Annotated in this window: 21 protein-coding genes and 1 pseudogene; 12 read left to right on the top strand and 10 right to left on the bottom strand. The window is 73.0% G+C overall.

Features of this window, described 5'->3' with window-relative positions; genetic code table 11:
* Positions 1-76: 76 nt before the first annotated feature.
* The 3 genes from SCWH03_RS05785 (at position 77) to SCWH03_RS05775 (ending at position 3,604) form a co-directional block, all read left to right on the top strand.
* Complete coding sequence (locus SCWH03_RS05785; RefSeq protein ID WP_173262884.1) at positions 77-826, top strand: TetR family transcriptional regulator; 750 nt, start codon at positions 77-79, stop codon at positions 824-826.
* Between the two features lie 90 nt (positions 827-916).
* Positions 917-1,819 (top strand): TIGR01777 family oxidoreductase, encoded by a 903-nt coding sequence (locus tag SCWH03_RS05780; protein WP_173262881.1) that lies wholly within the window; start codon positions 917-919, stop codon positions 1,817-1,819.
* A gap of 444 nt (positions 1,820-2,263) precedes the next feature.
* Entirely contained in the window at positions 2,264-3,604 is a 1,341-nt protein-coding gene (locus SCWH03_RS05775) for an NAD(P)/FAD-dependent oxidoreductase (RefSeq protein ID WP_173262878.1), read from the top strand.
* Positions 3,605-3,868: 264 nt separating this feature from the next.
* Here SCWH03_RS05775 and SCWH03_RS05770 read toward each other — a convergent pair whose 3' ends face one another.
* A complete protein-coding gene (locus SCWH03_RS05770; RefSeq protein WP_173262875.1) occupies positions 3,869-5,320 on the bottom strand; it encodes an NsdA family TPR-like regulatory protein in 1,452 nt (483 codons plus the stop codon).
* A gap of 267 nt (positions 5,321-5,587) precedes the next feature.
* On the opposite strand from SCWH03_RS05770, the gene lipB reads away from it, so the two are divergent.
* The 4 genes from lipB (at position 5,588) to SCWH03_RS05750 (ending at position 8,897) form a co-directional block, all read left to right on the top strand.
* Positions 5,588-6,439 carry a lipoyl(octanoyl) transferase LipB gene (gene lipB / locus SCWH03_RS05765; protein ID WP_254076585.1) on the top strand — a complete coding sequence of 284 codons (852 nt, stop codon included), beginning with the start codon at positions 5,588-5,590 and terminating at the stop codon, positions 6,437-6,439.
* Positions 6,440-6,540: 101 nt separating this feature from the next.
* On the top strand, positions 6,541-7,530 hold the full coding sequence (lipA, locus tag SCWH03_RS05760) for a lipoyl synthase (RefSeq protein WP_173262873.1): 990 nt from the start codon (positions 6,541-6,543) through the stop codon (positions 7,528-7,530).
* 445 nt (positions 7,531-7,975) lie between these two features.
* Positions 7,976-8,188 carry an SCO2195 family GlnR-regulated protein gene (locus SCWH03_RS05755; RefSeq protein ID WP_173262870.1) on the top strand — a complete coding sequence of 71 codons (213 nt, stop codon included), beginning with the start codon at positions 7,976-7,978 and terminating at the stop codon, positions 8,186-8,188.
* A 10-nt stretch (positions 8,189-8,198) separates the two neighbouring features.
* Positions 8,199-8,897 carry a DUF4191 domain-containing protein gene (locus SCWH03_RS05750; RefSeq protein ID WP_173262867.1) on the top strand — a complete coding sequence of 233 codons (699 nt, stop codon included), beginning with the start codon at positions 8,199-8,201 and terminating at the stop codon, positions 8,895-8,897.
* 340 nt (positions 8,898-9,237) lie between these two features.
* On the opposite strand, the gene SCWH03_RS05745 is transcribed toward SCWH03_RS05750, so the two are convergent.
* A complete protein-coding gene (locus SCWH03_RS05745; protein WP_173262864.1) occupies positions 9,238-9,705 on the bottom strand; it encodes an RDD family protein in 468 nt (155 codons plus the stop codon).
* A 322-nt stretch (positions 9,706-10,027) separates the two neighbouring features.
* On the opposite strand from SCWH03_RS05745, the gene glnA reads away from it, so the two are divergent.
* Together glnA and SCWH03_RS05735 are read left to right on the top strand one after the other, a co-directional pair.
* Complete coding sequence (gene glnA, locus SCWH03_RS05740; protein ID WP_173262861.1) at positions 10,028-11,437, top strand: type I glutamate--ammonia ligase; 1,410 nt, start codon at positions 10,028-10,030, stop codon at positions 11,435-11,437.
* A gap of 533 nt (positions 11,438-11,970) precedes the next feature.
* Entirely contained in the window at positions 11,971-12,894 is a 924-nt protein-coding gene (locus SCWH03_RS05735; RefSeq protein WP_173262859.1) for a serine hydrolase, read from the top strand.
* 261 nt (positions 12,895-13,155) lie between these two features.
* Here the strand turns inward: SCWH03_RS05735 and SCWH03_RS28805 are convergent.
* From SCWH03_RS28805 to SCWH03_RS05705, 7 genes and pseudogenes are all read right to left on the bottom strand, one after another.
* Positions 13,156-13,341: pseudogene (locus SCWH03_RS28805) on the bottom strand (metallophosphoesterase); the annotation flags it as partial.
* 171 nt (positions 13,342-13,512) lie between these two features.
* Positions 13,513-14,121 carry a YdeI/OmpD-associated family protein gene (locus tag SCWH03_RS05730; RefSeq protein ID WP_173262856.1) on the bottom strand — a complete coding sequence of 203 codons (609 nt, stop codon included), beginning with the start codon at positions 14,119-14,121 and terminating at the stop codon, positions 13,513-13,515.
* A 449-nt stretch (positions 14,122-14,570) separates the two neighbouring features.
* The gene (locus tag SCWH03_RS05725) at positions 14,571-16,466 is read right to left on the bottom strand and encodes a choline/carnitine O-acyltransferase (protein ID WP_173262853.1); all 1,896 of its coding nucleotides are present in this window, start codon (positions 16,464-16,466) and stop codon (positions 14,571-14,573) included.
* Entirely contained in the window at positions 16,463-17,308 is an 846-nt protein-coding gene (locus SCWH03_RS05720) for a class I SAM-dependent methyltransferase (protein ID WP_173262851.1), read from the bottom strand. Before SCWH03_RS05720 ends, SCWH03_RS05725 begins: the two co-directional genes overlap by 4 nt.
* Positions 17,309-17,931: 623 nt before the next feature.
* Positions 17,932-18,801, bottom strand: a complete 870-nt coding sequence (locus SCWH03_RS05715; RefSeq protein ID WP_173262848.1) for a HalD/BesD family halogenase — start codon at positions 18,799-18,801, stop codon at positions 17,932-17,934.
* A 445-nt stretch (positions 18,802-19,246) separates the two neighbouring features.
* Complete coding sequence (locus SCWH03_RS05710; RefSeq protein WP_371872624.1) at positions 19,247-19,618, bottom strand: hypothetical protein; 372 nt, start codon at positions 19,616-19,618, stop codon at positions 19,247-19,249.
* A 417-nt stretch (positions 19,619-20,035) separates the two neighbouring features.
* Positions 20,036-20,947, bottom strand: a complete 912-nt coding sequence (locus tag SCWH03_RS05705; RefSeq protein ID WP_173262845.1) for a Gfo/Idh/MocA family protein — start codon at positions 20,945-20,947, stop codon at positions 20,036-20,038.
* A gap of 215 nt (positions 20,948-21,162) precedes the next feature.
* Here SCWH03_RS05705 and glnII point away from each other — a divergent pair, with 215 nt between their 5' ends.
* The 3 genes from glnII (at position 21,163) to SCWH03_RS05690 (ending at position 25,142) form a co-directional block, all read left to right on the top strand.
* On the top strand, positions 21,163-22,194 hold the full coding sequence (gene glnII / locus SCWH03_RS05700; protein ID WP_173262842.1) for a glutamine synthetase: 1,032 nt from the start codon (positions 21,163-21,165) through the stop codon (positions 22,192-22,194).
* 93 nt (positions 22,195-22,287) lie between these two features.
* Positions 22,288-23,277: an NAD-dependent epimerase/dehydratase family protein gene (locus SCWH03_RS05695; protein ID WP_173262839.1), complete on the top strand. Its 990-nt coding sequence runs from the start codon at positions 22,288-22,290 to the stop codon at positions 23,275-23,277.
* Positions 23,278-23,660: 383 nt separating this feature from the next.
* Positions 23,661-25,142, top strand: coding sequence for a DUF1996 domain-containing protein (locus tag SCWH03_RS05690; protein ID WP_173262836.1), 1,482 nt, complete (start codon positions 23,661-23,663; stop codon positions 25,140-25,142).
* Between the two features lie 268 nt (positions 25,143-25,410).
* On the opposite strand, the gene SCWH03_RS05685 is transcribed toward SCWH03_RS05690, so the two are convergent.
* The gene (locus SCWH03_RS05685; protein ID WP_173262833.1) at positions 25,411-25,893 is read right to left on the bottom strand and encodes a hypothetical protein; all 483 of its coding nucleotides are present in this window, start codon (positions 25,891-25,893) and stop codon (positions 25,411-25,413) included.
* Positions 25,894-25,944: the final 51 nt, after the last annotated feature.

The raw sequence follows: 25,944 nt of genomic DNA, 5'->3' as shown, positions 1-25,944 counted from the left end.
ATCTCCGGACAGGCGGGGGACGTGTCCGGTCCTGACGGACGCCGGCGCCGGCCCCCGACGGGCGTACCCTCGTCCGGTGAGCACCACGCCGCCGTCCCCGCGCCGGCCGCTGACCGAGCGCCGCAAGGCCGCGACCCGGCTCGAGATCGCCCGAGCCGCCGCGGAGCTCTTCACCGAGCGCGGCCCGGACGCCACGTCGGCCGAGGAGATCGCCGACCGCGCGGGGGTGGCCCTGCGCACGTTCTACCGGTACTTCCGCAACAAGCACGACGCCGTCGGCCCGCTGCTGGCCGTGGGAGCCGAGCGCTGGCGAGCGCTGCTCGCGAACACCGGCCCGGACACCCCGCTGCCCGAGGCGCTGGAGCGGACGCTGGCCGAAGCGCTCGCGGTGCCGGTGGGCGGGACGGCCGAGGGGCTGCGCCGTACCCGGGCGCTGCTGCGCGCGGCCCTGCGGGATCCGGCGCTCCGGGCGGTCTGGTACCGGGTGAACCAGGAGTCGGAGGAACGGCTGGCCCCGGTGTTCGCACGGCTGGCCGGGCCCGGCGCCGACCCGCTGGAGCTGCGGCTCGCCGCGGCGGTCGCCATGGACGCACTGCGGATCGGGCTGGAGGTATGGGCCACGACCGACGCGCCGCCGGACTCGCCGGAGGGGGCCACCCGCAACGGCGGCGAAGACGTCCGAGGGACCGATGAGGCTGACCGGGGCGGCGGGGCGGCGGGCGCCGGCACCGGCGCCGGCTCGCCCGTGGGGCCGGCGCTGCGGTGTCTGCGGGAACTGTCCGGGGGGTTGCGCCCGTTGGCCCCCGCGCCGGAGGCTACCCGGTGAGCGGGCGTCCCCTCGGTTCCTCGCCCTTGCCCACCCCGCTCAGGCGGGGCGCCCCCCCGGCCGGGGGCTGATGGAGGCAGGATGTGACGCATGCGTATTGCTGTGACGGGTGCGAGCGGTCTGATCGGTTCCGCGCTGGTGCGGTCCCTGCGGGGCGAAAATGCGGGCGGAGCACACGAGGTGGTACGGCTCGTGCGGCGGCCGCCACGCGCCGCCGACGAGGTCCGGTGGGATCCCGCGCGGCAGTTCGTGGACGCGGCGGGCCTCGCCGGCTGTGAGGCCGTGGTCCATCTCGCGGGCGCCGGGGTGGGCGATCGGCGGTGGAACGCGGAGTACAAGAGGAAGATCCGGGACAGCCGGGTGCTGGGCACGGCCGCGATCGCGGAGGCGGTGGCGTCGCTGGAGGAGCCGCCGCGCGTGCTGGTGTGCGGTTCGGCGATCGGGTACTACGGCGACACGGGCGACCGCGTGGTCGACGAGAGCGCCCCACCGGGTGAGGGTTTCCTCCCGCGGGTCTGCGAGGAGTGGGAGGCCGCGGCGACGCCGGCCGAGGAGGCCGGCGCCCGGGTCGCGTTCGCCCGCACCGGGCTGGTGGTGGCGCGCGAGGGGGGTGCCTGGGGCCGGCTCTTCCCGCTCTTCCGGGCGGGCCTGGGCGGGCGGCTGGGCAGCGGACGCCAGTTCTGGAGCTTTATCTCGCTCCAGGACGAGATCGCGGCGCTCCGCCATATCGTGGACACGGGCACCCTGTCGGGCCCGGTCAACCTGACGGCCCCGGAGCCGCTCACCCAACGCGAGGTGACGGCCGCGATGGGACGGGTGCTCAACCGTCCGACCCTGTTCACGGTGCCACCGGCGGCGCTGCGGGTGTTTCTCGGCGAGTTCGCGGAGGACGTGCTCAGCAGCCAGCGGGTCGTACCGCGGAAGCTCCTCGACTCCGGCTTCGTCTTCTCCCATCCGTCCATCGACGAGGCGATCCGCGCGGCGCTCGACTGACACCACGCAGACGGGACCGGCCGGCCGAAGCGCTCCGCCCCCGGGCGGGCCCGGTGACCGGAGGCGTCCGGCCATCCGGGCGGACCTCGGCCCGCGATGGCGTCCCGCCGGGTGGTGCGGGGACCAGGCGGCGGGATCCGCGGAGCGTCGGCGCAGGAGCAACGCCGGTGCACGGGGTCGGCGCACGGGGTCGGCGCACGGGGTCGGCGCACGGGGTCGGCGCATGGTGTCGGCGCACGGACAGGGCAGCTCCACGCGCCCCGGCGCGTGCTCCGGTCCGAAGCCGGTCGCACGGCCGGGCGGCACCGTGCTCCCGGGCGCCCACCGCGCGCACGTGGATTCCCGCGGCCGGGTTTCTACCCTCGTTCCGAACTTCGGCATTCAGCAAGCCGGTTGGGGGCATGAGGACCCCACAACAGCCGCGCCGACCTCGGGGAGGGGCACGTGCTCAGCAGCGCACGCCACGCGGACGTCGTCATCGTCGGAGCCGGTATCGCCGGACTCGCGGCGGCACATCGGCTGACCAGTGCGGGAGTCACGGTCACCGTACTCGAGGCAGAACCGCGCGCGGGGGGCCGCACGGCCACCGGCGACCTGGACGGGTTCCGGCTCGACCGGACGGTCCAGTTGCTCAACACCTCCTACCCGGAGCTCCGCCGTTCCCCGGCCCTGGCCGGCCTCCAGCTGAGCCGGTTCTCACCCGGTGTGCTCGTGCACAGCGAGGGCCGGCACCACCGCGCCGGAGACGTCCTCGGGACGCGCGGGGGCGGCGGTGGGAGCACTGGGCGCGCGAGGGGCGCACTGACCGCAGCGCGCGCCTTGGCAAGCGCCCCCCGAACCCCCCTCGGCGGGGCCCTCGACCAGGCCCGGCTGGCGGCGGCACTCGCACGGATCGCCGCCACACCGACCCGGCGCCTGCTGACGCGTCCCGAACTGCCGGTGCATGAGGCACTGTTCAGCCGCGGCCTGCCGCCGCGCACGGTGCACACCTTCCTCCGGCCGCTGCTGACCGCCCTGCTGAACGATGCCGACCTGGTCGCCTCCAGCCGCTGCGCGGACCTCGTACTGCGCGGCTTCGCACGCGGCCGGCTCTGCGTGCCGACGGGCGGCGCCGACAGGCTTCCGGAAGCGCTCGCGGACGCGCTGCCGCCGGGCACCCTGCTCACCGGTGCGCGGGTGACCGAGGCTTCCATCTCCTCGGTCACCACCGAGGAGCACGGCACCTTCGGCTGCCGGGCCCTGCTCGTGGCGACGGGGGCCAGGGCCGCGGCGGAGTTGCTCCCCGGTCTGCGGGTGCCGGACTTCCACCCCCTCACGGTCCTGCACCACACCGCCCCGGCGCCGCCGCTGACCGAGCCGGCCCTGATGCTCGACGCGGACGCTGCCGGCCCGGTGGTGCACACGGCGGTGATGAGCGAGGTGGATCCGTCCCGTGCGCCCCGGGGCAGGGTCCTCGTCACCTCCGCGGTGCCGGGCAGCCCGCCCGCCGGACTCGACGAACAGGTCCGGGCCCAGCTGGCCGCGCTGTACGGGACGTCCACCGCCGACTGGGAACTGCTGGAGGCGCACCACGACCCGGAGGCCGTCCCGGCGATGCCCGCACCGCACGACCTGCGCCGCCCGGTACGGCTGCTCTGCGGCCTCTACGTCTGCGGCGGCCACCGGGACACGAGCACCGTCCAGGGCGCGCTTCACTCGGCGCGCCGGGCGGCCCACGCGATCCTGCGCGACTTCGGCATCCAGCCGGAACTCGCGCCCGCGCTGCTCAGTCCCGCAGCGGCCTGACCACGGCGGCCCGGCCACCACGCCTCCGGTACCACGCCCGGCACCACGCCCCCGCCGCCACGACCCGGCCGACGCCGGCCGACGCCGGCCGCCCGCCACCGGCCGGGCCGCGCTGCCGTACCACCAGACCACCAGACCGGGTCCAGGCCCCGGTGCCCGACCGTCCAAGGCCGTCAGCCGACCGGCGGACCCACGGACCCATGGACCGGCCGACCGGCCGACCGGCGGACCCACGGACTGGCGGACCGGCGGACCGGCGGACCGTCAGCCGATCGCCGCGACGCGGTCCCGGTAGGTGCGCACCGCGGCCGCGTCACGGTAGGGCTCCAGCCGCCGCTCGAAGTCCCGCACATACTCGATGGCCCGCGCCGACCGCATCTCCGACGCCTGCTGCGCCGCCTCCGCCCCCAGGGCGCACGCCTGGTCCAGCTCTCCGAGGCCGAGCCGGGAGGTGGCGAGGACGACACGGCAGAAGAGCCGGCTGCGCGCGAAGCCGGGAGCGCGCAGCTGGAGGGAGCGCTCGGCGTGCTGCACGGCGGCGCGGTACTGCTGCAGATCACGGTGGCAGTGCCCGAACTCGTCGGCCAGTTGGGCCTCGTCGAAGAACGTCGCCCAGGCCGGCACCTCGTCCCCTGGCCGCGCGACGCCCAGCGTGCGCTCGGCCCGGACCAGCGAGGCCGTGCAGGAGCGGACCTCCCCGAGCACCCCGTGGCCGCGGGCCTCGACCGCGTGCAAGAGGGCCTGGACGGCGGGCGGGGCGGAGGGGCCGACGCCCTGCTGGGCGACCCGGGTGAGCTGGACGGCCTCCCGCCCGTGCCCGAGGTACACGGCCTGGCGCGCCATCGTCACCAGGACGTACGCCCCGTAGGCCCGGTCGCCTGCGGTCTGGGCCAGCCGCAGCGCCTGGACGAAGTACCGCTGGGCGAGGCCGTGGGCGGCGATGTCGAACGACGTCCAGCCGGCGAGCCTGGTGAGGTCCGCCACGGCCCCGAACAGCCGGCGTCCGGTGCTCTCCCCGTACGACCCCCGCAGCATCGGCTCGGCCTCGTGCTCCAGGTAGCGGACGAGCGCCTGGCGGGCGTGCCCGCCGCCGTAGGCGTGGTCGAGGGTGCGGAAGAGGTCGCCCACCGACCGCAGCGCCGCGATGTCGCCCGGGCCGACCCGCTGGCCCGGGCCCCGGTCGGTGCCGCGCTGCCGGGGCACCGGGCCGCGGGCGCCCCCTCCCGGCACTCCTGCCCGTGCGCCGTTCTGGTCGGGCTCCCCACGGCCGACCCGCTCGTCGGCGCGGCCGATCAGCCAGTCGCGGCTCGGCACGACGAGACCGGCCGGAGTGAACGCGATCTTCCGCAGCTCGGCGTGGCTGCCGGAGTCCTTGCGCCAGAGCCCGCCGACGATGTCCACGGCCTCCTCGGGGGTGGCCGCGAACTCCAGCCCGGCGTACACCGGTGCGCAGGCGTCCAGGCCCAGGTCCTGGGCGGAGAGGCGCCGGCCGAGCCGCCGTGTGAAGACCTCGGCGATCAGGGCGGGCGTGGTGCCGCGCGGCTGCTGCCCGCGCAGCCAGCGCGTCACCGAGGTCTTGTCGTACCGCAGGTCGAGGCCGTGCTCCAGGCCGAGCTGGTCCACCCTGCGGGCCAGTCCCGCGTTGGAGAAGCCGGCTTCGGCGATGAGGGCGGCGAGCTGGCGGTTCGGGGTGCGCTGCGGGGGTCGGTCCGTCATCAGCTGTGCGGTCTCCTGCCTTCCGGGCCCGGGTGCGGCCCTCGCAGCCTGGGGTCCCCCCGGGGCTCGCCAGGGCTCGGAGCTGCGGGAGAAGCACCGGGGGGAGGAACGGCGCGAATTTAGCGGTCCGCACCGGCGCTACCGCCGCCTTCGTCCCGCATTCATCCGATCGTGTGAGGATTAGGGGCGGGGCTGACGGGCGCGATACGCGTCGTACAGTGGCCGGGGCGCGTTGGGTGCACCGTGAACGCTTGAGGAGGCACTGCGGTGAGCGAGCTGCGATTTGTCCGTCTGGGCTTCGGTGACGACGCCGTCGAGTACCAGGCGGCCTGGGACGAGCAGCGCCGCGTGCACGCGGCCCGGTTCGCCGGCGAGATCCCCGACACCTGCCTGCTGCTGGAGCACCCGCCGGTCTACACGGCCGGACGGCGCACGGAGGACGGCGAGCGGCCGCTGGACGGCACCCCCGTCATCGACGTCGACCGCGGCGGGAAGATCACCTGGCACGGCCCCGGGCAGCTCGTCGGCTATCCGATCATGCAGCTGCCCCGGCCGGTGGACGTGGTCGCCCATGTGCGGCGCCTGGAGGAGGCACTGATCCGGACCTGTGCGGACTTCGGCGTGGAGACCACCCGCGTGGAGGGCCGGAGCGGGGTCTGGGTGCTGGGCGACGCGGTCGAGCGGCGCCCGTCGGCGGGAGGGCTGTCGCTGGACTTCGACCCGAGGCTGCACGACGAGGAGTTCGATCCCCGCCTCAGCGGCCCGGACTACGCCCCGTCCAACGCCGGGCAGCGGCGCGAGGACCGCAAGCTCGCCGCCATCGGCATCCGCGTGGCCAAGGGTGTGACCATGCACGGCTTCGCCCTGAACGTGAACCCGGACAACACCTGGTTCGACCGGATCGTGCCCTGCGGCATCCGGGACGCGGGCGTGGCCTCGCTCGCCGGCGAGCTGGGCCGCGACCTGACGATCGCCGAGGTCCTGCCGGTCGTCGAGAAGCACCTGCGGGAGGTGCTGGAGAACGCAGACCCGAGGCCCCGGACGGTGACGGGCGCGGCCGGGCCCGGGTCCGCCGCGCCCACCGGGGATCCGGTGGCCGGGTCCGCCCCGGCAGCCTGAGGAATGCCCGCCTCTGGCCAGAGGTTGACCAGGGGTGAGGGCATCAGTATCAACGGGCGTACCCTGGGGTCCGCCGAGGAATCGAAGTGAGGGAGCCGGTCGTGTCCGCTGTAGCACCCGACGGACGCAGGATGCTGCGCCTGGAGGTCCGGAACAGCCAGACCCCCATCGAGCGCAAGCCCGAGTGGATCAAGACCCGGGCGAAGATGGGTCCCGAGTACAACCAGCTGCAGAAGCTCGTCAAGAGCGAGGGCCTGCACACGGTGTGCCAGGAGGCCGGCTGCCCGAACATCTTCGAGTGCTGGGAGGACCGCGAGGCCACCTTCCTCATCGGCGGTGACCAGTGCACCCGGCGCTGCGACTTCTGCCAGATCGACACGGGCAGGCCGCAGGCGCTCGACCGCGACGAGCCGCGCCGCGTCGGCGAGTCGGTCGTCACGATGGACCTGAACTACGCCACGATCACCGGTGTCGCCCGCGACGACCTGGAGGACGGCGGCGCCTGGCTGTACGCGGAGACGGTGCGCCAGATCCACGCGCAGACGGCGGGCCGCGAGGCCGGCCGGACCAAGGTCGAGCTGCTGATCCCGGATTTCAACGCCGAGCCGGACCAGCTGGCCGAGGTCTTCTCCGCCCGCCCCGAAGTGCTGGCGCACAACGTGGAGACGGTGCCGCGCATCTTCAAGCGCATCCGCCCCGGCTTCCGCTACGAGCGCTCCCTGAAGGTGATCACCGAGGCCCGCGCGGCCGGCCTGGTCACCAAGTCGAACCTGATCCTCGGCATGGGCGAGACCCGCGAGGAGGTCGGCGAGGCCCTGCGGCATCTGCACGACGCGGGCTGCGAACTGATCACCATCACCCAGTACCTGCGGCCTTCCGTGCGGCACCACCCCGTCGAGCGCTGGGTGAAGCCGGGGGAGTTCGTGGAGCTGAAGGAGGAGGCGGAGGAGATCGGCTTCTCCGGTGTGATGTCGGGGCCGCTGGTGCGGTCCTCGTACCGGGCCGGACGCCTGTTCCAGCAGGCCATGGACCAGCGGCGGTCCGCCGCCGGGCAGCAGGGCGGGCAGACCGCGGCCGCCCAGGCCGGCTGAGTCCGCGGCCGTCGCTACGGGCGCGATCCGGCACGCGCGCGATCCGGCACGCGCGCGATCCGGCACGCGCGCCGTGTACCCCCCCGGGTGCGTCCACTGCCGGGCGGTGCACCCCCGGGCGGTCTACTGCCGGCGGTCTGCTGCCGGGCGTGTGAGCTCCGAGCCGGGTACGCCCTGCCGGGCGGGCGCCGGAGCCGCGCCCAACGTGTGAATTCACGCACAAGAAGCTACCGATGAGTAGAGGGCGGCTTCCCGCAGCCCGCAGCACCCCCGCAGGTCAAGGGCGGCAGGCGGGCCACCGCTCGCGCCCCGCGGTTTGGCGAAAGGTTTCATCAGCGTTTGACCAGCGAGTCACGCCCTGGTAACACCAGTCAGTGACTCTGGTTCCACGCAGAGCACGCACGCTCCCGCCGACCACCACCCGCCCCAGAGGGAGACCTCCGCCATGCAGGCCGCGACCTCCGTACGCGCCAACGCCCTCCCGACTCTCACCCAGGCGCTCCTCGCCCTCGAGTCCGCACTCCTGGACGGCGGCCAGCGCACCGCCCGCCGCAACGCCTGGACCGCGGTCCTCGAGGACCGGCGCCGCGCCAGGGACCGGGTGGCGGCGCAGCACGTCCTGGAGGCCGTGGCGACTCGCTCTTCCTGGGGCACGTAAACTTCAGGACATGGCGCGGAAGGACACGGCAGAGAACTCTGCGAACCCCGGGCGACTGAAGCAGATCGCCCTTACCTACAAGATGACCCGGCGGGTCGACCCCAGGGTCGGGCTCGTCGTCGCCGGTGTGGGAGCCGTCACCTTCGGTGTCTTCCTCGCCATCGGCTTTCTGATCGGGCATCCGATCTACCTGGGCATCCTGGGCTTCCTGCTGGCCTTCCTCGCGATGGCGATCGTCTTCGGGCGCCGGGCCGAGCGTGCCGCCTTCGGGCAGATGGAGGGACAGCCGGGAGCGGCGGCCGCCGTACTGCAGAACGTGGGCCGGGGCTGGACCACGACCCCCGCGATCGCGATGAACCGCAGCCAGGACGTCGTCCACCGGGCCGTCGGCCGCGCCGGCATCGTGCTGGTCGCGGAGGGCAACCCGAACCGGGTCAAGACCCTGCTGGCGGCCGAGAAGAGGAAGATGGCCCGGGTGGCCGTGGACGCACCGGTGCACGACATCATCGTCGGCAACGACGAGGGCCAGGTGCCGCTGAAGAAGCTGCGCACGACGATGACCAAGCTGCCCCGGGTGCTGACCGGCTCGCAGGTGACGCAGACGAACGACCGCCTGCGCGCCATGGGCGACCTGATGGGCAATATGCCACTGCCGAAGGGCCCGTTGCCGAAAGGCATGCGGATGCCGCGCGGCGGAAAGATGCGCTGACCCCGTTCCCTGCCCGCGGACGGCACGTGAGGACGACACGTGAGGACGACACGCATAGAGGAGGGTGCCCCGGCCGGGGCACCCTCCTCTATGCGCCGTGCGGAATCACGCTTACGCGTCTCGCTGCCGCAGGATCGCATGCCCGGCGGCAGCGAGGAGGAGACGGGAGAAGCCTCGCGGGCGGGCGCGGTACGGCTCGGGACCCGGCGTACCCACCCTTACGGCGGCCCCGCTTGCCCCATACCCGCGCCCGGGTCCCCGCCTCGGGCTCTCACCCGGCGGTCACCGAAGCGCTCACGGGGGGGCGGCGGCGGGGCTTCTGCCGCGCGCGGCGGGATCCTCAGGCGCGCACCTGGACCGCGCGGGCGAGCCGGTCGTGCAGACCGCGGCCATCGCGGTCCCAGACCAGCGCCGGGATCGCCAGGCAGAGCAGCACGCTGCGGACGAGGACCCGGCCGGGACCGAGCCGCCCGCCGTCCTCGCCGACGACCCGCAGCCCGAGGAGCCGCTTGCCGGGAGTGCTGCCGACGGTACCGACGGTCAGCACGTTCAAGACCAGGAAGACCAGCAGCGCGGGATTGCCCGCCGCGGACCAGTCGCGTCCGGTGATGAGGCCGTATGCGACGAGCACGCACAGACCCCAGTCGATGAAGAGCGCTCCGAAACGCCGCCCGAGCGGGGCGAGGGAGCCCGGCCCCTGCTGCGGCAGTCCGAGCCGCTCGCCCCGGTAGCCGAAGTCGGCGCCCATGTCCTCGGCCGCAGCGCGGGGCCCGGAGAGCCACGATCCGATCGCTTGCCTGTTGTCCACCCGTCCACGGTACTGTGCACGCTTTCGGCCACCCCCTCCCGGGTGCCCGTCAGGGCGGGAACGGAGCGTGCCCGCGGGCCTTGCGGCCACCGCCTGGGCGGGTCCGGGAGGGGTCCGGGGCGGGTCCGGGAGGGGCAGGCGGGAGGCCCTGCGAGGCGTGTCACGGCGCGGAGCCCCGGCGGTCCGGTTAACTTCCGCGAAACAAATGAGTCATGCTGGAGAAATCCCGGCTGCCTAGTGTCGTGTCCTGCGTGTGCCACCGCACTGGCCACGACCGAGTGACAACCCCGCCCCTCCCCGGGACGGGAGGAGGAGGAGTTGGATGTTCCAGAACGCCGACGACGCCAAGAAGTTCATCGCGGACAACGACGTGAAAATGGTCGACGTCCGGTTCTGCGACCTTCCGGGCGTGATGCAGCACTTCACCATCCCGGCCACGGCGTTCGACCCGTCCGATGAGCTTGCCTTCGACGGCTCGTCGATCCGCGGCTTCCAGGCGATCCACGAGTCCGACATGGCGCTGCGGGCGGACCTGTCCACGGCGCGGCTGGACCCGTTCCGCCGCGACAAGACCCTCAACATCAACTTCTTCATCCACGACCCGATCACGGGCGAGCAGTACAGCCGCGACCCGCGGAACATCGCCAAGAAGGCCGAGGCCTACCTGGCCTCCACCGGCATCGCGGACACCGCGTACTTCGGCCCCGAGGCAGAGTTCTACGTCTTCGACTCGGTGCGCTTCGCCACCTCAGCGAACGAGGGCTTCTACCACATCGACTCCGAGGCCGGCGCCTGGAACACCGGGGCCGTCGAGGACAACCGCGGCTACAAGGTCCGCTACAAGGGCGGCTACTTCCCGGCCCCGCCGGTCGACCACTTCGCCGACCTGCGCTCCGAGATCTCCCTGGAGCTGGAGAGGGCCGGCCTGCAGGTCGAGCGCCAGCACCACGAGGTCGGCACCGCCGGCCAGGCCGAGATCAACTACACGTTCAACACACTGCTCGCCGCGGCCGACGACCTGATGCTCTTCAAGTACATCGTGAAGAACGTCGCCTGGCGCAACGGCAAGACCGCGACCTTCATGCCCAAGCCGATCTTCGGTGACAACGGCTCCGGCATGCACGTCCACCAGTCGCTGTGGCAGGGCGGCTCCCCGCTCTTCTACGACGAGCAGGGGTACGCGGGCCTCTCCGACACCGCCCGCTACTACATCGGCGGCATCCTGAAGCACGCCCCGTCGCTGCTGGCCTTCACCAACCCGACGGTCAACTCCTACCACCGCCTGGTGCCGGGCTTCGAGGCACCGGTGAACCTCGTGTACTCGCAGCGCAACCGCTCGGCCGCGATGCGCATCCCGATCACGGGCTCCAACCCGAAGGCCAAGCGCGTCGAATTCCGCGCGCCGGACCCGTCCTCGAACCCGTACCTGGCCTTCTCGGCACTGCTGCTCGCCGGCCTCGACGGCGTCAAGAACAAGATCGAGCCGGCCGAGCCGATCGACAAGGACCTCTACGAACTCGCCCCCGAGGAGCACGCGGGCGTCCCGCAGGTCCCGACCTCCCTCCCGGCGGTCCTCGACGCCCTCGAGGCGGACAACGAGTACCTCCAGGCCGGCGGCGTCTTCACGGCCGACCTGATCGAGACCTGGATCGACTACAAGCGGACGAACGAGATCGCCCCGATCCAACTGCGCCCGCACCCGCACGAGTTCGAGCTGTACTTCGACATCTAGAAGACACCCGGCCAGAGCGTGTGAGACGTGATCCGGGCCGTACGCGGGCCGTGGGCCGTGCCTTCTCCGCCGAGAGGGCACGGCCCACGGTCGTGTCGGTGCGGTGGACAGGGAAACGCGCGGACCGTGCGGAACGCCTGAACCGGGCGGTCCGCCTGAACCGGGCGGACCGGGCGGACCGGGCGGCATCGCTCGCACGCCGCGGCCGCTCACCGCTGTCGATTCCCCGGCGACCCGCGGGGCCCCACGGGGGAACCCCGGCGAGGTCCACCGGGAAGCCGCCCAGCCGGAACCCCGGCCCGGCGACCGGCCAGACCGCCGCGTCGCCACCGGCCACCGGAACGCGCCCCCGTTCCGACGCCCCGGCCCTGTGCACCCTGCTGCCTCCTGCCCCGGGCCCTCAGCCGGCGCCCTCGTGCACCCTGCACGCCCTGGACGGGACCGGACCCCGGTACTCACAGGCCGCAGCAGCGCCGAAGGCGAAGACCCCGCTCACAGTGAATCCCCAGGCGGGCCGGATACCTTCCGCGGCCATGAGTCGGCATCGAACCCCCACGCGTCCCGGCGCCCGGATATCCGCCGTCGCGGCCCTGACCGCGCTGCTCCTCGTCCCGATCGGAGCGGCCGTGCTCGCCTTCCCGGCGTGGCCGGAGGACGGGGCGGTGGGCGGCACTCACACCGCGCCGGCCGGCGCGGTGCATACCCCCACCCCACCCCCTGCCACCTCCTCGGGGCCGTCCCTGGACGAGGAGCTCGACGCGGCGATCGAGGCGGTGCGGGCGGAGAGCCCCGGGCGCGTGTCGGTGGCCCTGATGGACATGGACACCGGGCAGAGCGCCACCACGGGTGAGGGAGAGGCCTATGTCACCGCGAGCATCGTCAAGGCCGATGTCCTCGCCGCACTGCTCCTTCAGGCCCAGGACGCCCAGCGCCCGCTGACGGAGCAGGAGCGGCAGTGGGCCGCGGCGATGATCCGCAGCAGCGACAACGCCGCGACGACCGCGCTGTGGGAGGTGATAGGCGGGTCCGACGGCCTGGCCGAGGCGAACCGCCGGCTCGGGCTGCGGGAGACCGTCCCGGGGCAGGAGGGCCTGTGGGGGCTCACCGAGACCACCCCCGCCGACCAGCTGCGTCTGCTCAGCGCGCTGTTCGACGCGGACTCCGCCCTGTCCGACACCTCGCGGGACTACGTCCGGGAGCTGATGGGCGCGGTGTCTGCAGACCAGGACTGGGGGGTGTCCGCGGCCGGCGACGCCCGGTCCGCGCTGCTGAAGAACGGCTGGCTTCCCCGGAGCGACACCGGCCTGTGGGTGGTCAACAGCGTCGGACTCGTGGAGCGGGACGGCCGCCGCCTGCTCATCGCCGTGCTCAGCGACGGCCAGCCCACCCGGGCGGCGGGCATCGCCCTCGTCGAAAGCGCCGCCGACGGTGCGGCCGCCTGCTTCGCCGCCCTCTGAGACGGCCGCGTCAGGTGCCGGGCCATGCGCCGGACCCGGCCACGTATCACGCCCTGCGACGCGCCGGACCCGGCCACGTATCACGCCCTGCGACGCGCCGGACCCGGTGACCGGAGTACTCGCCCACGTGCCGCACCCCGCAACGCGTCTGGCCCTGCCACCCACCCGGGCCCGGTCGTCGGGCCCGGGGCTGAGACTGGTAGGCGTCGTTGATCGTGTCATCGGTGTTCGGCTGCCCGCTGTCGTGGATGGGGACCGATGTTCGGCTGCCCAGGGGGCGATCGGGTCGGGGATCGTGTCGCGTTGCCCCCGGCGGTATTCGAGGGGTTCGCGGTCGGCGTTGCCGCTGATCCAGATGACGCGGTCGCCGAGGCTGGTCAGCAGGTCGAGAACCTGGGCCGGTTGGTGACCGGCGGTGATGTCGCCGGTGAGCACCAGGTGATCGGCCAGCGGACCCGGCGCCGGCTGGTGGTCAGACTCTGGAGATGTTCGAGGACCTCGTGGCTGAAGGCCGCGCCGTCGATCCGCACCAGCAGCTTCGACCACAGCGGCAGCGGGAGCTGCCGAAACGCCGAGGCCAGGACGCTCTTGTGGTCGTCGACGTCGTTGGGCGGCGCGTTACGCCGACGGGTCCGCCGGCCTGGCTCTCTGCGGGTAAATCGTCTCGTGCCGGACCAGCATCGCCACGCACTCGGCGATCTTCCGGGTTCGCGTCTCGACCCGCTTGACGGCATTGACCCGGCTGATGAGGGCGAAGCGGTTGGTCTTGGTGAGTACCTCGAACATCGCCTGCGCCGCTGGGTCGGCGGCGATCGCGACGCGCAGGTCGGCCGGCACCTCCACTTCCGATGAGGGCGCATAAGCGGCCGTCCACCGCCCGTCGGCCTTCGCGGCGTCGACCGCGGCGCGGCCGGCGGGCTGCATCAGGCCGGCCGCCTCCAACCGGGCCACGTTGGCGACGTTGCGCCGGGACCAGACGCTGCGGGGCCGGCGCGGGGTGTACCGCCGCCAGGAGCTCTCCTCGTCGCGCTTGCGGGCCTGCCCGTCGATCCAGCCGAAGCACAGTGCCTCGTCGACCGCCTGCTGCCAGGTCAGCGTGGTAACGGTGCCGCCCTTCCTGGTCAGGGCGAGCCACACGCCAGGAGAGGCAGTGTGGTTGTCCAGCAGCCACGCGCGCAGCGCCGCGCCGTCGGCAACGATCAACTCTTCCAGCTCGGCTCCGGTCACCACCACAGTTTAGTGCCGCAACCAGATGTCGCGACCTATCGGGTTATCGGGTTACTCGTTGAGCCCGCGGCGTCGATGCCGGCCTGGCTCGCCCTCGCCGACGCCGCCGTGAAGAACGGCTGCCCTCTCCGGTCGGCTCAACGACCTCGGCGTCCCCACAGCCGCCGCCCAGACCGCAGCGATCCGCCACAGTGGGTCCTGGAGATGCCCGCCCCGTCGTCGTCGACGCCCTCGGCTACCACGACGTCGTCGCGACCCGCCTCGCATCCGAGGTCGGAGAAGACTGGAGTCGCTACGCCGACGACCACCTACGGTCACCAGCAGGCTGGGCCCCAGGCGGAACTGGCAACAGTTGAATAGGCGAGCCCACCAGTATTGCCCCCCGGCCCCTGTCCGCTCGATCGCCGGTCCTCCGGGGCCGTCCCCCCCGGAGGACCGTTTCCGAGGGTCTACCCCCTGGTCCCCCCGCCCCCGGACTCCAGCAGGTGCCGCAGTTCCGCGACCGCTTCGCGCAGTCGGTCGGCGAAGGCGTGCATCCGGTCCGCGACCGGCATGGGAGTGCTCAGATAGAGGTTGAAGCGCTCGGGGAGCAGTACATAGGCCACGCCGATGCAGCGGCTGCTGGTGGAGCCGAAACCGAAGAACCGGATGTGGCGGGAGGGCGCGGAACTGGTGCTGAGGTAGTCGTCGCGCATCTTCAGCCAGCCGGGGGTGCGGTAGAGGGCGGGCTGCTCGGCGACCCCCAGTTCCGGCCCGCGGCGGCGCTGGAGGAGTTCCAGCTCCCACAGGTGCTGTTCGGGCACCTGTCCGGCCTGGGCGGCCTTCGCCCGGGCCACATGGGCTTCGGCGGCGGCGCGGAAGGCCGCGAGGCGGCCCGCCGGCGGGGTGGCGGGATCCTCCATCGCCGCCACGAACATCCGCATCTCCGGCGTGACGACGCGCATGGCCTCGGTGCGGCCGTTTCGGTACTGACGGGTGGCGATCGATTCGTAGGTGGCGCCCAGAAGCCCCTTGGCGCGCTGGTGGGCGAGCTGGTAGGCGCACTGGACGAAGGCGTCGGGGGACATGCCGAGGGACTTGGCCGTGGTGCTGCCGAAGTCCGGGAAGGTCACCGTGGTGGTCGCGGTCGCGTCGCCGTACGCGGCGAACGACTCGGCGGCGGCGCGCACCCGCTCCCTGAGCCGCGCGTCCAGCGCGAAGACGACCGGCTCCAGGGCGGGCAGGCCCCGGGAGCGGGCGCCCGAGCGGAGGGAGTGCTCCTCGGCCGGGGTACCCAGAAGGAAGTCGGTGAAGCCGAGGATGGTGGTGCCGTCGAGTTCGCAGTGCTCGACGTTGATACCCGCCCGGCCGTCCGCGAAGACGACGAAGGACACCGCCTTGTCGAACCAGCGGTTCCCGCGGTCGCCGTAGAGCAGTTCGTCGCACGCCTCCTGCACTCCGGCGGGCGCGAAGTCCTCGAGGCAGACGCAGAACAGCGCCGTCTCGACGATGTCCAGGGACTCGGCGTTGCGGGGGTCCACCCGCAGCAGGTCCTCGCGGGCGGCCGCCCACTCCGCGCGCGCCAGGGTGGTGAGATGGCCCACCGAGGTGCCCGGCGCGGCGGGTTCGGCACCGGCCTTCATGACCGCGTGCAGTCCGGCCTCCAGGTCCCGCAGGCCGTACGGGACGCCGTCCGCGCCGAGCACGTCCAGCCGGAACATCCTGCCGCGGAAGAACACCACGATGTGCCGGGCATCCGACGGGCCTGGCAGGTCCTCACCGCAGGGGCCGTGGGCGCCTTGGGAGCCGCGGGCCCGACAGGGTGCCCGCACCGTGTCCTGCCGCACACCGGGAATCCGGGTGGTGGAGTAGAGGAACGTGTTCTGCGCCATCGACTGCGGCACACCGCGCTGCATCACCGGAGGGAGCTGCTCCCGGTCGAGCAGGCCCTTGTGGTGCAGCGCCCCCGCGATCAGCCCGGCCGCCCGCGGCACCTGCCCCTCGCCGCCGTCCTGGAACAGGAAGAAGAAGTTGGCGTTGAGCGCGATCCGGTCCCGCCGGCCGAGGTAGCGGTACGGCCAGAACGCGTCCAGCCAGCTCCGCACGCCCTCGGTGGCCTCGTACTCCTCGAGTGCGGCGTGCAGCACCCGGCCGGGACCGCCGGGACGGAGGAAGGCGGCGGCCTCCGCCTCGGTCTCCGCGAGCTCGTCCGGGGTCAGCAGCGGCGCGCACCAGGAGAGGAACCTCTCGCAGCTGGCCTCCGGAGTGGGCAGCGGCACACGCGGCAGGCTCTCCTCGAACGCGAAGGTGGAGGGTGCCGTGCCGGGCTCCGGTGCCTGGGAAGTGGAGTTCTGACGATTGCTCACTGCTGGTCTCGTTTCGGTTCGTCGGTGCCTGCGGTGTCGTACGGCCGGGAGACGTAGAGCTGCGCGTGCAGCCAGCCTTCCGCCTCGAAGCCCCGCGCATCCACCCCCGCGGCGGCCATGCCGTCGAGGACCAGCGCCTGCTCCTCGGGGGAGGCGAATCTGCGCTGCCTGAACACCTCGTCGACGCGGGTGGTGCGGTATCCGAGCCCGGCCAGGGCGTGTTCGACGGGGTCGAAGGGGAACATCCGCAGCACGAAGTGCGCCATCCACGGCAGGCGTCCGGCCTGGGCCCGCACCACGCGTGTCAGAGTCCGCTCGGTGACATAGCCGAGGCAGCCGGTCGAGATCACCAGGTCCGTGCCGGCGAGCTGGGCGCGCTGGCGGGGTGAGGGGTCGTGGTTCTCCAGGTCGGCGTGGACGGCGTCGTCGAGGAAACCCGCTTCGAGTGCGTAGTCCAGCGCCCCGCCTGCGGCGTCCAGGCCGACGAAGCGGACAGGCCGCGCCGGGCCGCGGAAGCGGGCCAGCTCCCGGTCGCGGGCCAGCAGGGCCGCTCGGCTGTCGGCCCCGGCCCGGGCATCACCGTAGTGGTCGTACAGCTCGTCCAGGGTCGCGTCGTACTTCACCAGGGCGGCGTTGATGCCGTAGGAACAGCCGATGTCCAGCACCTGCGGCACCGTGACCCGCCGTGACTCGCGGTACTCCTGGATCAGCTTGGCGAACCACGGTTTGGCCTGCTGGGGCACGCAGTAGCCGAGGGGGCGGAGCACGGTGAAGTACGTACGGGGGTCGGGCTGGGCGTAGATGTGGTCGAGGGACACTTTTCCGGTGGCGTCGAATCGCACGGGGTGCTGTTCCTCCGTGGGGTCGCTGAGTGGCTGGGACGATGAGTGGCTGGGACGCTGAGTGCTCTGGTACCGGTCGCCGCCGAGTGGCCGGCCGGCCGGGAGGTGCGTGGCCGGGACGCCCGGTGGGCGTGGTCGGCGGGGGTGGCCGCTGGAGACGGCCGGGTGGCGCATCCGGCTGGTGGGGAGGCGCCCGGGGTAAAGGGGGTCCGGTGGGGTGCACCTGCCGGGTGGGGCGGGTGAGCGGCCGGGTACGGCGTGGCCCGGCGGGGTGCGGGACCGGTGCCGGTGCCCCGGCTTCCGTGGACCGGCTTCCGTGAGCCCCCCGCGAGGGCCAGGAGATGCCCGGGTACCGGGACCGCTGGTCCGGCAGTGGCACACCGCGCGCCGCGGCGGGAGCGCTCGTGCCGCGTCAGGCGACGTCCGCCCCGTGGCGGAGCCCGGCGCGGCCGGTCCGGCGAACCGCTGCATCGCCGAACCAACCGGGAGGCCCACGGCGAGGCAGATCCGGCGCCTTGCGATGCACCGCACCGCACCGGACGCCGCCCACCGCAGCGCCGCTCTGAGCCGACCAGCGCCGACCAGAGCCGCTCGTGCACGGGCAGCCCCGGCCCGACACGGCACTAGTCCAGGAGCCGGTCTCCTCGGACGGCCCGGCCCTCGGCCTCCAGATGCTCGGGCAGCACCCGTCCGAACAACTGCCGGGTACGGGCGACGCTCCCGACCACACCGGGGCGCTCGCTGTAGGCGAAGATCGCGGAGTGGCGGGCCGTCCCTCCCCCGACGGGGCTCACCCGGTGCAGTGCGTAGCGGCCCTTGAAGAGCTGCAGGTCGCCAGGGCGCAGGGGCAGGCGGCGGACGAGCCGATCCCCGCGGCCGTCGAGGACATCCCGTACGGCGGTGAAGTTCTCCTCCCTCGCGGACCGGATGCCGGGGCAGTACTCGAAGTCGCCGCCGTGCTCCGCCTCCCGGGTGAGCATGCTGACGGTGAACTCGTTGGTGTCGAAGTGCCAGGGATGCTCCATGCCCGGCGGGACCACGTTGAGGACGAGTCCGGAGAGCGGGTCGGCCAGCTCGTACAGTCGGGGCAGCCCGAAGCAGCGGGCGACGAAGTCCCGGAAGCGGTCGTTCGAGTAGAGTCGGCCTATCAGGGAGTCCCCGGGGATGCGATCCCTGGCGACGAACGCGTTGCCGCGCTGGAAGGTCCTCCGGCCGGGATGGTCCTCGGGCAGGTCGGAGTCGACGGGGATGTTGTAGACGTTCACCGTCTCCGTGCCGTGGTAGGCACGAGGGGCGAGCGACGAGCCCTCCTCGCGGAGTACGTCCCGGAGGGACCGTCGGATGAAGTCCGGCAGCACGGTGCAGCCGAGGTCCGACAGCTCGCGCCGGGCCCCGGCCACCACCGCCCGCCCCTCGGCGCCGTCGAGATCCGACAGCGGATACCGGTTCGTGTCGACCACCTGGTCCAGCGTGATGGCTTCCAGCGTGCTCATTCGATCCTCTCGGCAGACGGGGCCGGCGGAATGGCTCAACTCATGTGAGGGCAAGCCAAGTTGAACTTCCCACAGTCACGGCCGACTTGTCTGTGACACGCCACACGGACGCCGCCTGCGGCGCCCCGGCCCATCCTCGCCGCCGCCCTGGCCTCGCCGCCCCGCGGAGCCAGGCGGGGCCGACGGGCCCCGAGTCCCGGCAGCGGGGCTGAGCCCTGACGCACGGGGCGGGTCGCAGGGGCGCAGCCGGGCAGCGGCCCCGGGCGGATGCGCCGGGGCCGCCGGACCGGTGCACTCCGGGCCTCCCGGCACGGTGCGCCGCACACGGGCGGCCGTGGGCGCGGTTCCTCTCGCCTCAGCCGCTCGGCTGCCGGGCCACCGGGCCACCGGGCCACCGGGCCACCGAGTGCCAGATGCGCGCATCCGCCGGTTGTTCCGCAGGCGGTCAGTCGTCGTAGTGGATCAGTGAACGCACCATGCGGCACGTCGTGTCGGACGGCGGGCGGATCCCGATCCGCTCGGCCGTGGTGCGTATCCTCCGGTTGCTCGCGTTCGCCGGGTGGTACACGCCGGTGTCGAGCAGCGCGACGGCCAGACGCATGGCCTTGAGCCGGCGGTTGTGGGATTCGTACCACTCGCGCGGGAGTCCCGCGGGAAGTGGCCTCTTCGCCGGTCCGGGCAGTTCGGACCGGCGCTCCGGCAGGCCCTCCCTCGTCCTGGCCCTCCCGGCCGTCCCGGCCCCTCGCCGGGCACTCCCGCTCGCCGCCTTCGCCGTGCCCCCTCCTGTCCCCGTCTCCGTCCTCTTCCCCGTTCCCATCCCCAGCGTCGTGATTGCGGCAACGCCCATCGGCGACCTCCTGGCGCGGTGGTTGATCCCTCACGAACTAGTTCGATTCTATCGCCCACCACTGACAATCGCCCCTGGCCAAAGGGCGTTCACGGTGTTCGAGTGCCAGACGGGGAGTACGGCGTCGACGTGACTCCTCCCCCACGTGAACGCGGGGGCTCCCTCCCCATCCCGCCCCGTCCCTCACTCCCCCTCCCGACGGCTTCCCGCCCCGGCACGGCCACGGGCGCGGCAGTCGTCCCCACCCGCCGCCGTCACCGTCGCCGCCCCACCCGTGCCGCCGCACCCGTGCCGCCGCGGACGTGGCCTGCGGGGAGGCAAGGCACCGCGCAGAGCGCCGCGCCGTCGGCGAACGGCGGCCGTCGTGCCGCCCGCGCGGACCGGCCCTCAGCCTCCGTGCGCCCCGGTCCGCACCTGGCCCAGCCGCTCTTCGGCCTCCGCCAGGATCTCCGTGATCCGCAGGCCGAGGCGTACGTCGCAGGCATGCGGATCGCCGGTGCGGGCCGACTCGGCAAGGGCGTCGACCGCCGTACGGAACGAGTTGACGGCATCGCTCCATTCGGGCATGGCCACGCGTCCCCGCTCCCCGTACAGTTCGATACTCGTGCCCGCCGCCTCGGGAGGGGCGCTCAGGCCCAAGGTGGCCGTGCTCGACGCCCCCGACGCGTGCCGGAACGCCAGGTGGGCCGTGTCGGCCGGTCCTCGCAGGGCCGTCAGCTCCGTGACATCGCCGAGGACCGGCAGCAGTACGGACAGCACATGGGGGCCGACGTCCCACAGCGCGCCCTTTTCCCGCCTCCAGGGCGAGGCGGCGTACGGGCTGGCGGAGTCGTGCCCGAAGAGCGAGCTGAGCCAGTGCGCCCGACCCGTCATCCAGCCGCCGGACGCGGCCTGTTGGGCGATCCAAGCGGCCGTGCCGGCCGTGAACCTCAGGGTGCAGAAGACGACGGACGCGACGCCGGTACCCTCCGCCGCCGCCACCACCTCACGGGCCCCGGCCACCGTGGTCGCCACCGGCTTGTCCAGGAGGAGGTGCCGTCCCGCGGCGGCGGCACGGGCCGCCAGCGGTGCCTGGACGTCGGGCGGCAGGGCGAACGCGACGGCATCACTGGCCTCGATGAGGGCGTCCACGTCCTCGTAAGCCCTGACGCCGTGGGCCGAGGCGAGCGCTGCGGCGGCCTCCGGGCGCCGCCCCCACACCCCGCTGAGTGTGGCCCCGGGATGCGTGGCGAGCGCGGGGGCTTGGGTCTGCTCCGCCCAGGGGCCCGTTCCGATCAGTCCGATACGCAGCTTCGTCATGGGACCAGTCTGCACCGCGGGCGTCCGGGACCGGACGGCGGGTGACGGCCGGCCGTCCGCGCGGACGGCCGCAGCACCGCGCTCCGAGCGCCCCGGGAAACGGGACCCGGGAGATCCGCCGGGTAACACGGGGTTCACCCTCGGGCAACGGCCGGGAAATCCGGGATTGCCAAGCTGCGCCTCATACCCGCTGCACCCGCGAAGGATGAGAGCCCGTGACCATCAAGGCCGAGTACATCTGGATAGACGGCACCGAGCCGACCGCGAAGCTCCGTTCGAAGACGAGGATTCTGACGGGCCCCGCCGGGGACGTCTCCGGGCTTCCCGTCTGGGGCTTCGACGGGTCCAGCACCAACCAGGCCGAGGGGCACGCCTCGGACTGCGTGCTGAAGCCGGTCTTCTCGTGTCCCGACCCGATCCGCGGCGGCGGCGACGTGCTGGTGCTGTGCGAGGTCCTCGACACGGACATGACCCCGCACCCGTCCAACACGCGGGCCCGGCTGGCCGAGGTGGCGGAGCGGTTCGCCGCGCAGGAGCCGGTCTTCGGCATCGAGCAGGAGTACACCTTCTTCGAGGGCGACCGTCCGCTCGGCTTCCCCGCCGGCGGCTTCCCGGCCCCGCAGGGAGGCTACTACTGCGGTGTCGGCGCCGACGAGATCCACGGCCGGGACGTCGTCGAGGCGCACCTGGAGCACTGCCTGCGGGCGGGGCTCGGCATCTCCGGCATCAACGCCGAGGTCATGCCCGGCCAGTGGGAGTTCCAGGTCGGCCCGCTGGCGCCGCTGGAGGTGGCGGACCAGCTGTGGATCGCCCGCTGGCTGCTGTACCGCACCGCCGAGGACTTCGACGTCTCCGCGACGCTCGACCCCAAGCCGGTCAAGGGCGACTGGAACGGCGCGGGCGCGCACACCAATTTCTCCACCAAGGCGATGCGCGAAGGCTATGACGCCATCATCACCGCGTGCGAGTCGCTGGGCCAGGGCTCCAAGCCGCTGGACCACGTCAAGAACTACGGCGCGGGCATCGACGACCGGCTGACCGGCCTGCACGAGACGGCCCCGTGGAACGAGTACAGCTACGGCGTCTCCGACCGCGGAGCCTCGGTACGCATCCCCTGGCAGGTCGAGAAGGACGGGAAGGGCTACATCGAGGACCGCCGTCCCAACGCCAACGTCGACCCGTACGTGGTGACCCGCCTGCTGGTGGACACCTGCTGCTCCGCGCTGGAGAAGGCCGGCCAGGTCTGATCCCGACCGCGCTGGGTGCGGGGCGGTACCGCCGGGTTCCCCCGGCAGCGTAATCCGGCATGCCGGAGCGGGTGAGCAGGCATCCTCTGCAGCATGAGACTTCTGGTGCTGGGCGGCACGGAATTCGTCGGGCGGGGTGTCGTGGAAGCGGCACTGGCCCGCGGCTGGCAGGTGACGGTGTTCCACCGGGGGCGGCACCGGGCCCCGGCCGGGGTCCGGGTACTGCACGGCGACCGGGTCGCGCCGGGCGGGCTCGGCGCGCTCGCGGAGGGCGAGTGGGACACCGTCGTCGACACATGGTCGGCGGCCCCGTCCGCGGTGCTCGCCTCGGCGCGGCTGCTGGCCGACCGGGTCGGCCATTGCGTCTACGTGTCCAGCCGCTCGGTCTACGCCTGGCCGCCGGCCACGGGGCTTGCCGAGGACGGGCCTCTGGTGGAGGGCGCTGCGGCGGACGCCGGGGCCACCGACTACGCCCGCGACAAGCGGGGCGGGGAGCTGGCCGTGACGCAGGCGTTCGGCGCGGACCGCTCCCTGCTGGTCCGCGCGGGGCTGGTCCTCGGGCCGTGGGAGAACGTGGGCCGACTGCCGTGGTGGCTGAACCGGGTTGCGCGCGGCGGTCCGGTACCCGCCCCAGGGCCGAGGGATCTGCCGGTGCGGTTCATCGACGTACGCGATCTCGCCCGGTGGTCTCTCGACGCGGCGGAGAAGCGCCTCAGCGGCCCGTTCGATCTGGTGTCGCCGCCCGGCCACAGCACCATGGAAGGGCTGCTGGGGGCCTGCGTCCGGGTGACCGGCTCGGGCGCGGAGCTGCGCTGGCTCGACGCGGAGACCATCGCGGCGGCCGGAGTGGAGCCCTGGACGGACCTGCCCGTGTGGGTCCCGCGCGGCGAGTTGCACGACGCGATGCACCGCGCTGACGTCTCCCTGGCCCTGGCGGCAGGGTTGCGCTGCCGACCCGCCGAGGAGACGGTCGCCGATACCTGGGCCTGGCTCGGCGAGCTGGGCACCAGCGCCCCGCTGCGACCGGACCGGCCTGCGGTCGGCCTCTCCCAGGCCCAGGAGTCGGCATTACTCGGCGGCTGACGAACGTCCTCGGCACTGCGGCGGAGCAGCGCCCGGCCCGCCGCACCGCCGGACTCTCGGCGCCCCCCTTCCCACCAATCCCACCAGTCCCAGCGGCCCCGCCCGCGCCCGCGCGACTGCTTCTGCGCTCCGGAGAGCGCGTGCCAGAGAGCGCCGGCTCGCGCAGATTCCGCGCCGGGCGCGCCCGGCTCGTGGCGGGGGCGGGCGCGGTGGGCCGGGCACGGCGGCGTGCTGTACGGGACTCCGTTGCGGGACAGGCCCGTTGATCCCGTGAGACCCGTTTTGAGAATGGAGAATTCTACGAAATCCGGTCCCGTCTGAACGTGGCGCGACGCGACACCGTATGGAACGGCGCGTTGCTCCCACCCCGGGATTGGAGTTCCATGGCACGCACAACACGCAAACGCTCAACGCTGGCGAACCGGGCGATCGCCGCCACGGCCGCCCTGATTCTGGGCGGGGGTGGGCTGATCGCGGTCAATGTCTACGCATCTGCGGGTGAGAGCCGCCAGAGCCCCAGCAGAACACAGGCCGCCGGTCAGTCGGTCTCCACCATCGACTGCCCGGACGTCGGCAACGAACTGGAACAGGTGCCGACGCAGGAGCGCCGCAACGTCGACCGCGAACTCGCGGCCCTGGACACCCAGATCACCAAGGCGTACCAGCGCTTCGCCAAGCTCAGGAAGCGGATCGAGCAGAACCCCCAGTACGGGCAGCAGCAGATCCTCACACCGCTGAAGAACGAGCGGACGGTGGTCCTCAAGCGGATCACCGTGCTCATCGAGCGCGGCAAGGCGCCCAAGCCGCAGGGCCTCCAGTCCATGGCGTCGTGCACCCTGCGGGCCGACGACGACGGCGGCCAGGGACAGGACGGCAACGGCCAGGGACAGGATCAGGGCCAGGGCGGTGGCCAGGACGACGCCGGTCAGGATGGTGGCAGTGGCGGTCAGGCGGGGAACGGTCCGGAGCAGTCGGACTTCGTCGACATCACGTCCGTCCGGCCGAACGCCGGTGACCCGCGGGGCAACCGGCGCGGTGCCTCCCGCGGTGTCTTCACGACGAGTTGCGGGGTGAACGAGAACGGCAACTTCAACCCGGACAACGTGATCGTCGCGCCGGGTGTCGCCAACGGCGCGCACCATATGCACGACTACATCGGCAACCAGGCCAACGACGCCTTCGCCAGCGACGACGACCTCGCGGCAGGCGAGACGACGTGTGTGGACCAGGGCGACAAGTCGTCGTACTTCTGGCCGGTGCTGCGGCTGCAGAACGGACAGCAGGAGGCCGACGCCGACGCCGACGGCGGCGGCAGGGACCAGAACGTCGGCGAGATCCAGACGCCCTCGGAGGTCACCATGGACTTCGTGGGCAACCCGCGGTCCAAGGTGACCGCGATGCCGCGGTTCCTGCGGATCATCACCGGCGACGCCAAGGCGTTCGTCAACGGCGACGCCAACGCGAACGCCTCCTGGAGCTGCACCGGCTTCGAGAACCGCCAGCTGAAGGACAAGTACCCGATCTGCCCCCAGGGCAGCCAGGTGGTGCGGACGTTCACGTTCCAGAGCTGCTGGGACGGGCAGAACACCGACAGCGCCAACCACCGCACCCATGTCGCCTTCGCCCAGGCCAACGGCGCCTGCCCCAGCGGCTTCCGCGCCATACCCAAGCTCGTGCAGCGCATCGTGTACGACGTGCCGCCGCCGGTCTTCGACGGGGCCGACCCCAGCGTCTACGCGGTCGACTCCTTCCCGGAGCAACTGCACAAGCCCATCACCGACCACGGCGACTTCATCAACGTCTTCGACGACAACCTGATGAAGAAGATGGTGAGTTGCATCAACGGCGGACGCACCTGCCGCTGACCGCTCCCCGAGCCGGCGCCGAACCCCCTGGCTTACCGCCTGAGCCCCGGGGTTCGGCGCCTTCTTCCGCGCGCGCTGCCCCGCGCTCCCCCGGCGCCCTCCGCGGAAGCGCCCACCCCCGGGGAACTCCCCGGCAACCCGGCGTCCGGCCTCCGGCCCCCGCGCTCCCCCGGCCGGGGATGCCGGCGTCCCGGGCGTCCCTGGCGTCCCGGCGCCTCCGCAGGAGCATCCCGCCGAGGCGCCTTCCCTCCCGGTCCCCGCGGCCCGCTCAGTGACGGCCGGAGTGCTCGGCCTCGTCCTCGTCCTTGCCGCCGCCCGCACCGCTCCCCGAGTGCCCGCCGTGCGAGGCTCCGCTCTCCAGGTCCCCGCCGAGCCGGTCGCGCAGTGCCGTCACCACCTCCTCGTCGCCGACAGCGACCCACTTCCGGCCGACGAGGTACGTGCCGCCGTAGTCGTTGGCCTCGTTGATCCACTCGCGCTGGCCGCGGTCCGTGGCGAAGGTGGTGAGGATGTACCTGCCGTCCCCCGTGGTGCAGTTGGCCTGCCGCAGCTCCTCCGCGTCCGTCTGGATGTTCGGCTCGCAGCCGACCTGCTTCGCGAGCTGCTCCAGACTCCCCGTCGCCGTCTTCGGCACGTCGGGTGCGTCATCCGTGTCCCCGCCACCCGCGCACCCGGTGAGGGCCGTGACGGCCGTCAGTGCCAGCGCGGCCAGGGCCTTCGGAGCGGTGCTTCGGGCTCGTTGCGTACTCATCGGGCCATCGTGCCCGGTCGGCGCGCGGGTGTGCAGCGGAACGGACGGTAA

It is taken from the genome of Streptomyces pacificus (genome assembly GCF_011766325.1).
Lineage (GTDB): Bacteria > Actinomycetota > Actinomycetes > Streptomycetales > Streptomycetaceae > Streptomyces > Streptomyces pacificus.
Note: the sequence above shows the minus strand (reverse complement) of the source record. Positions and strands in the feature narration are given on the sequence as shown.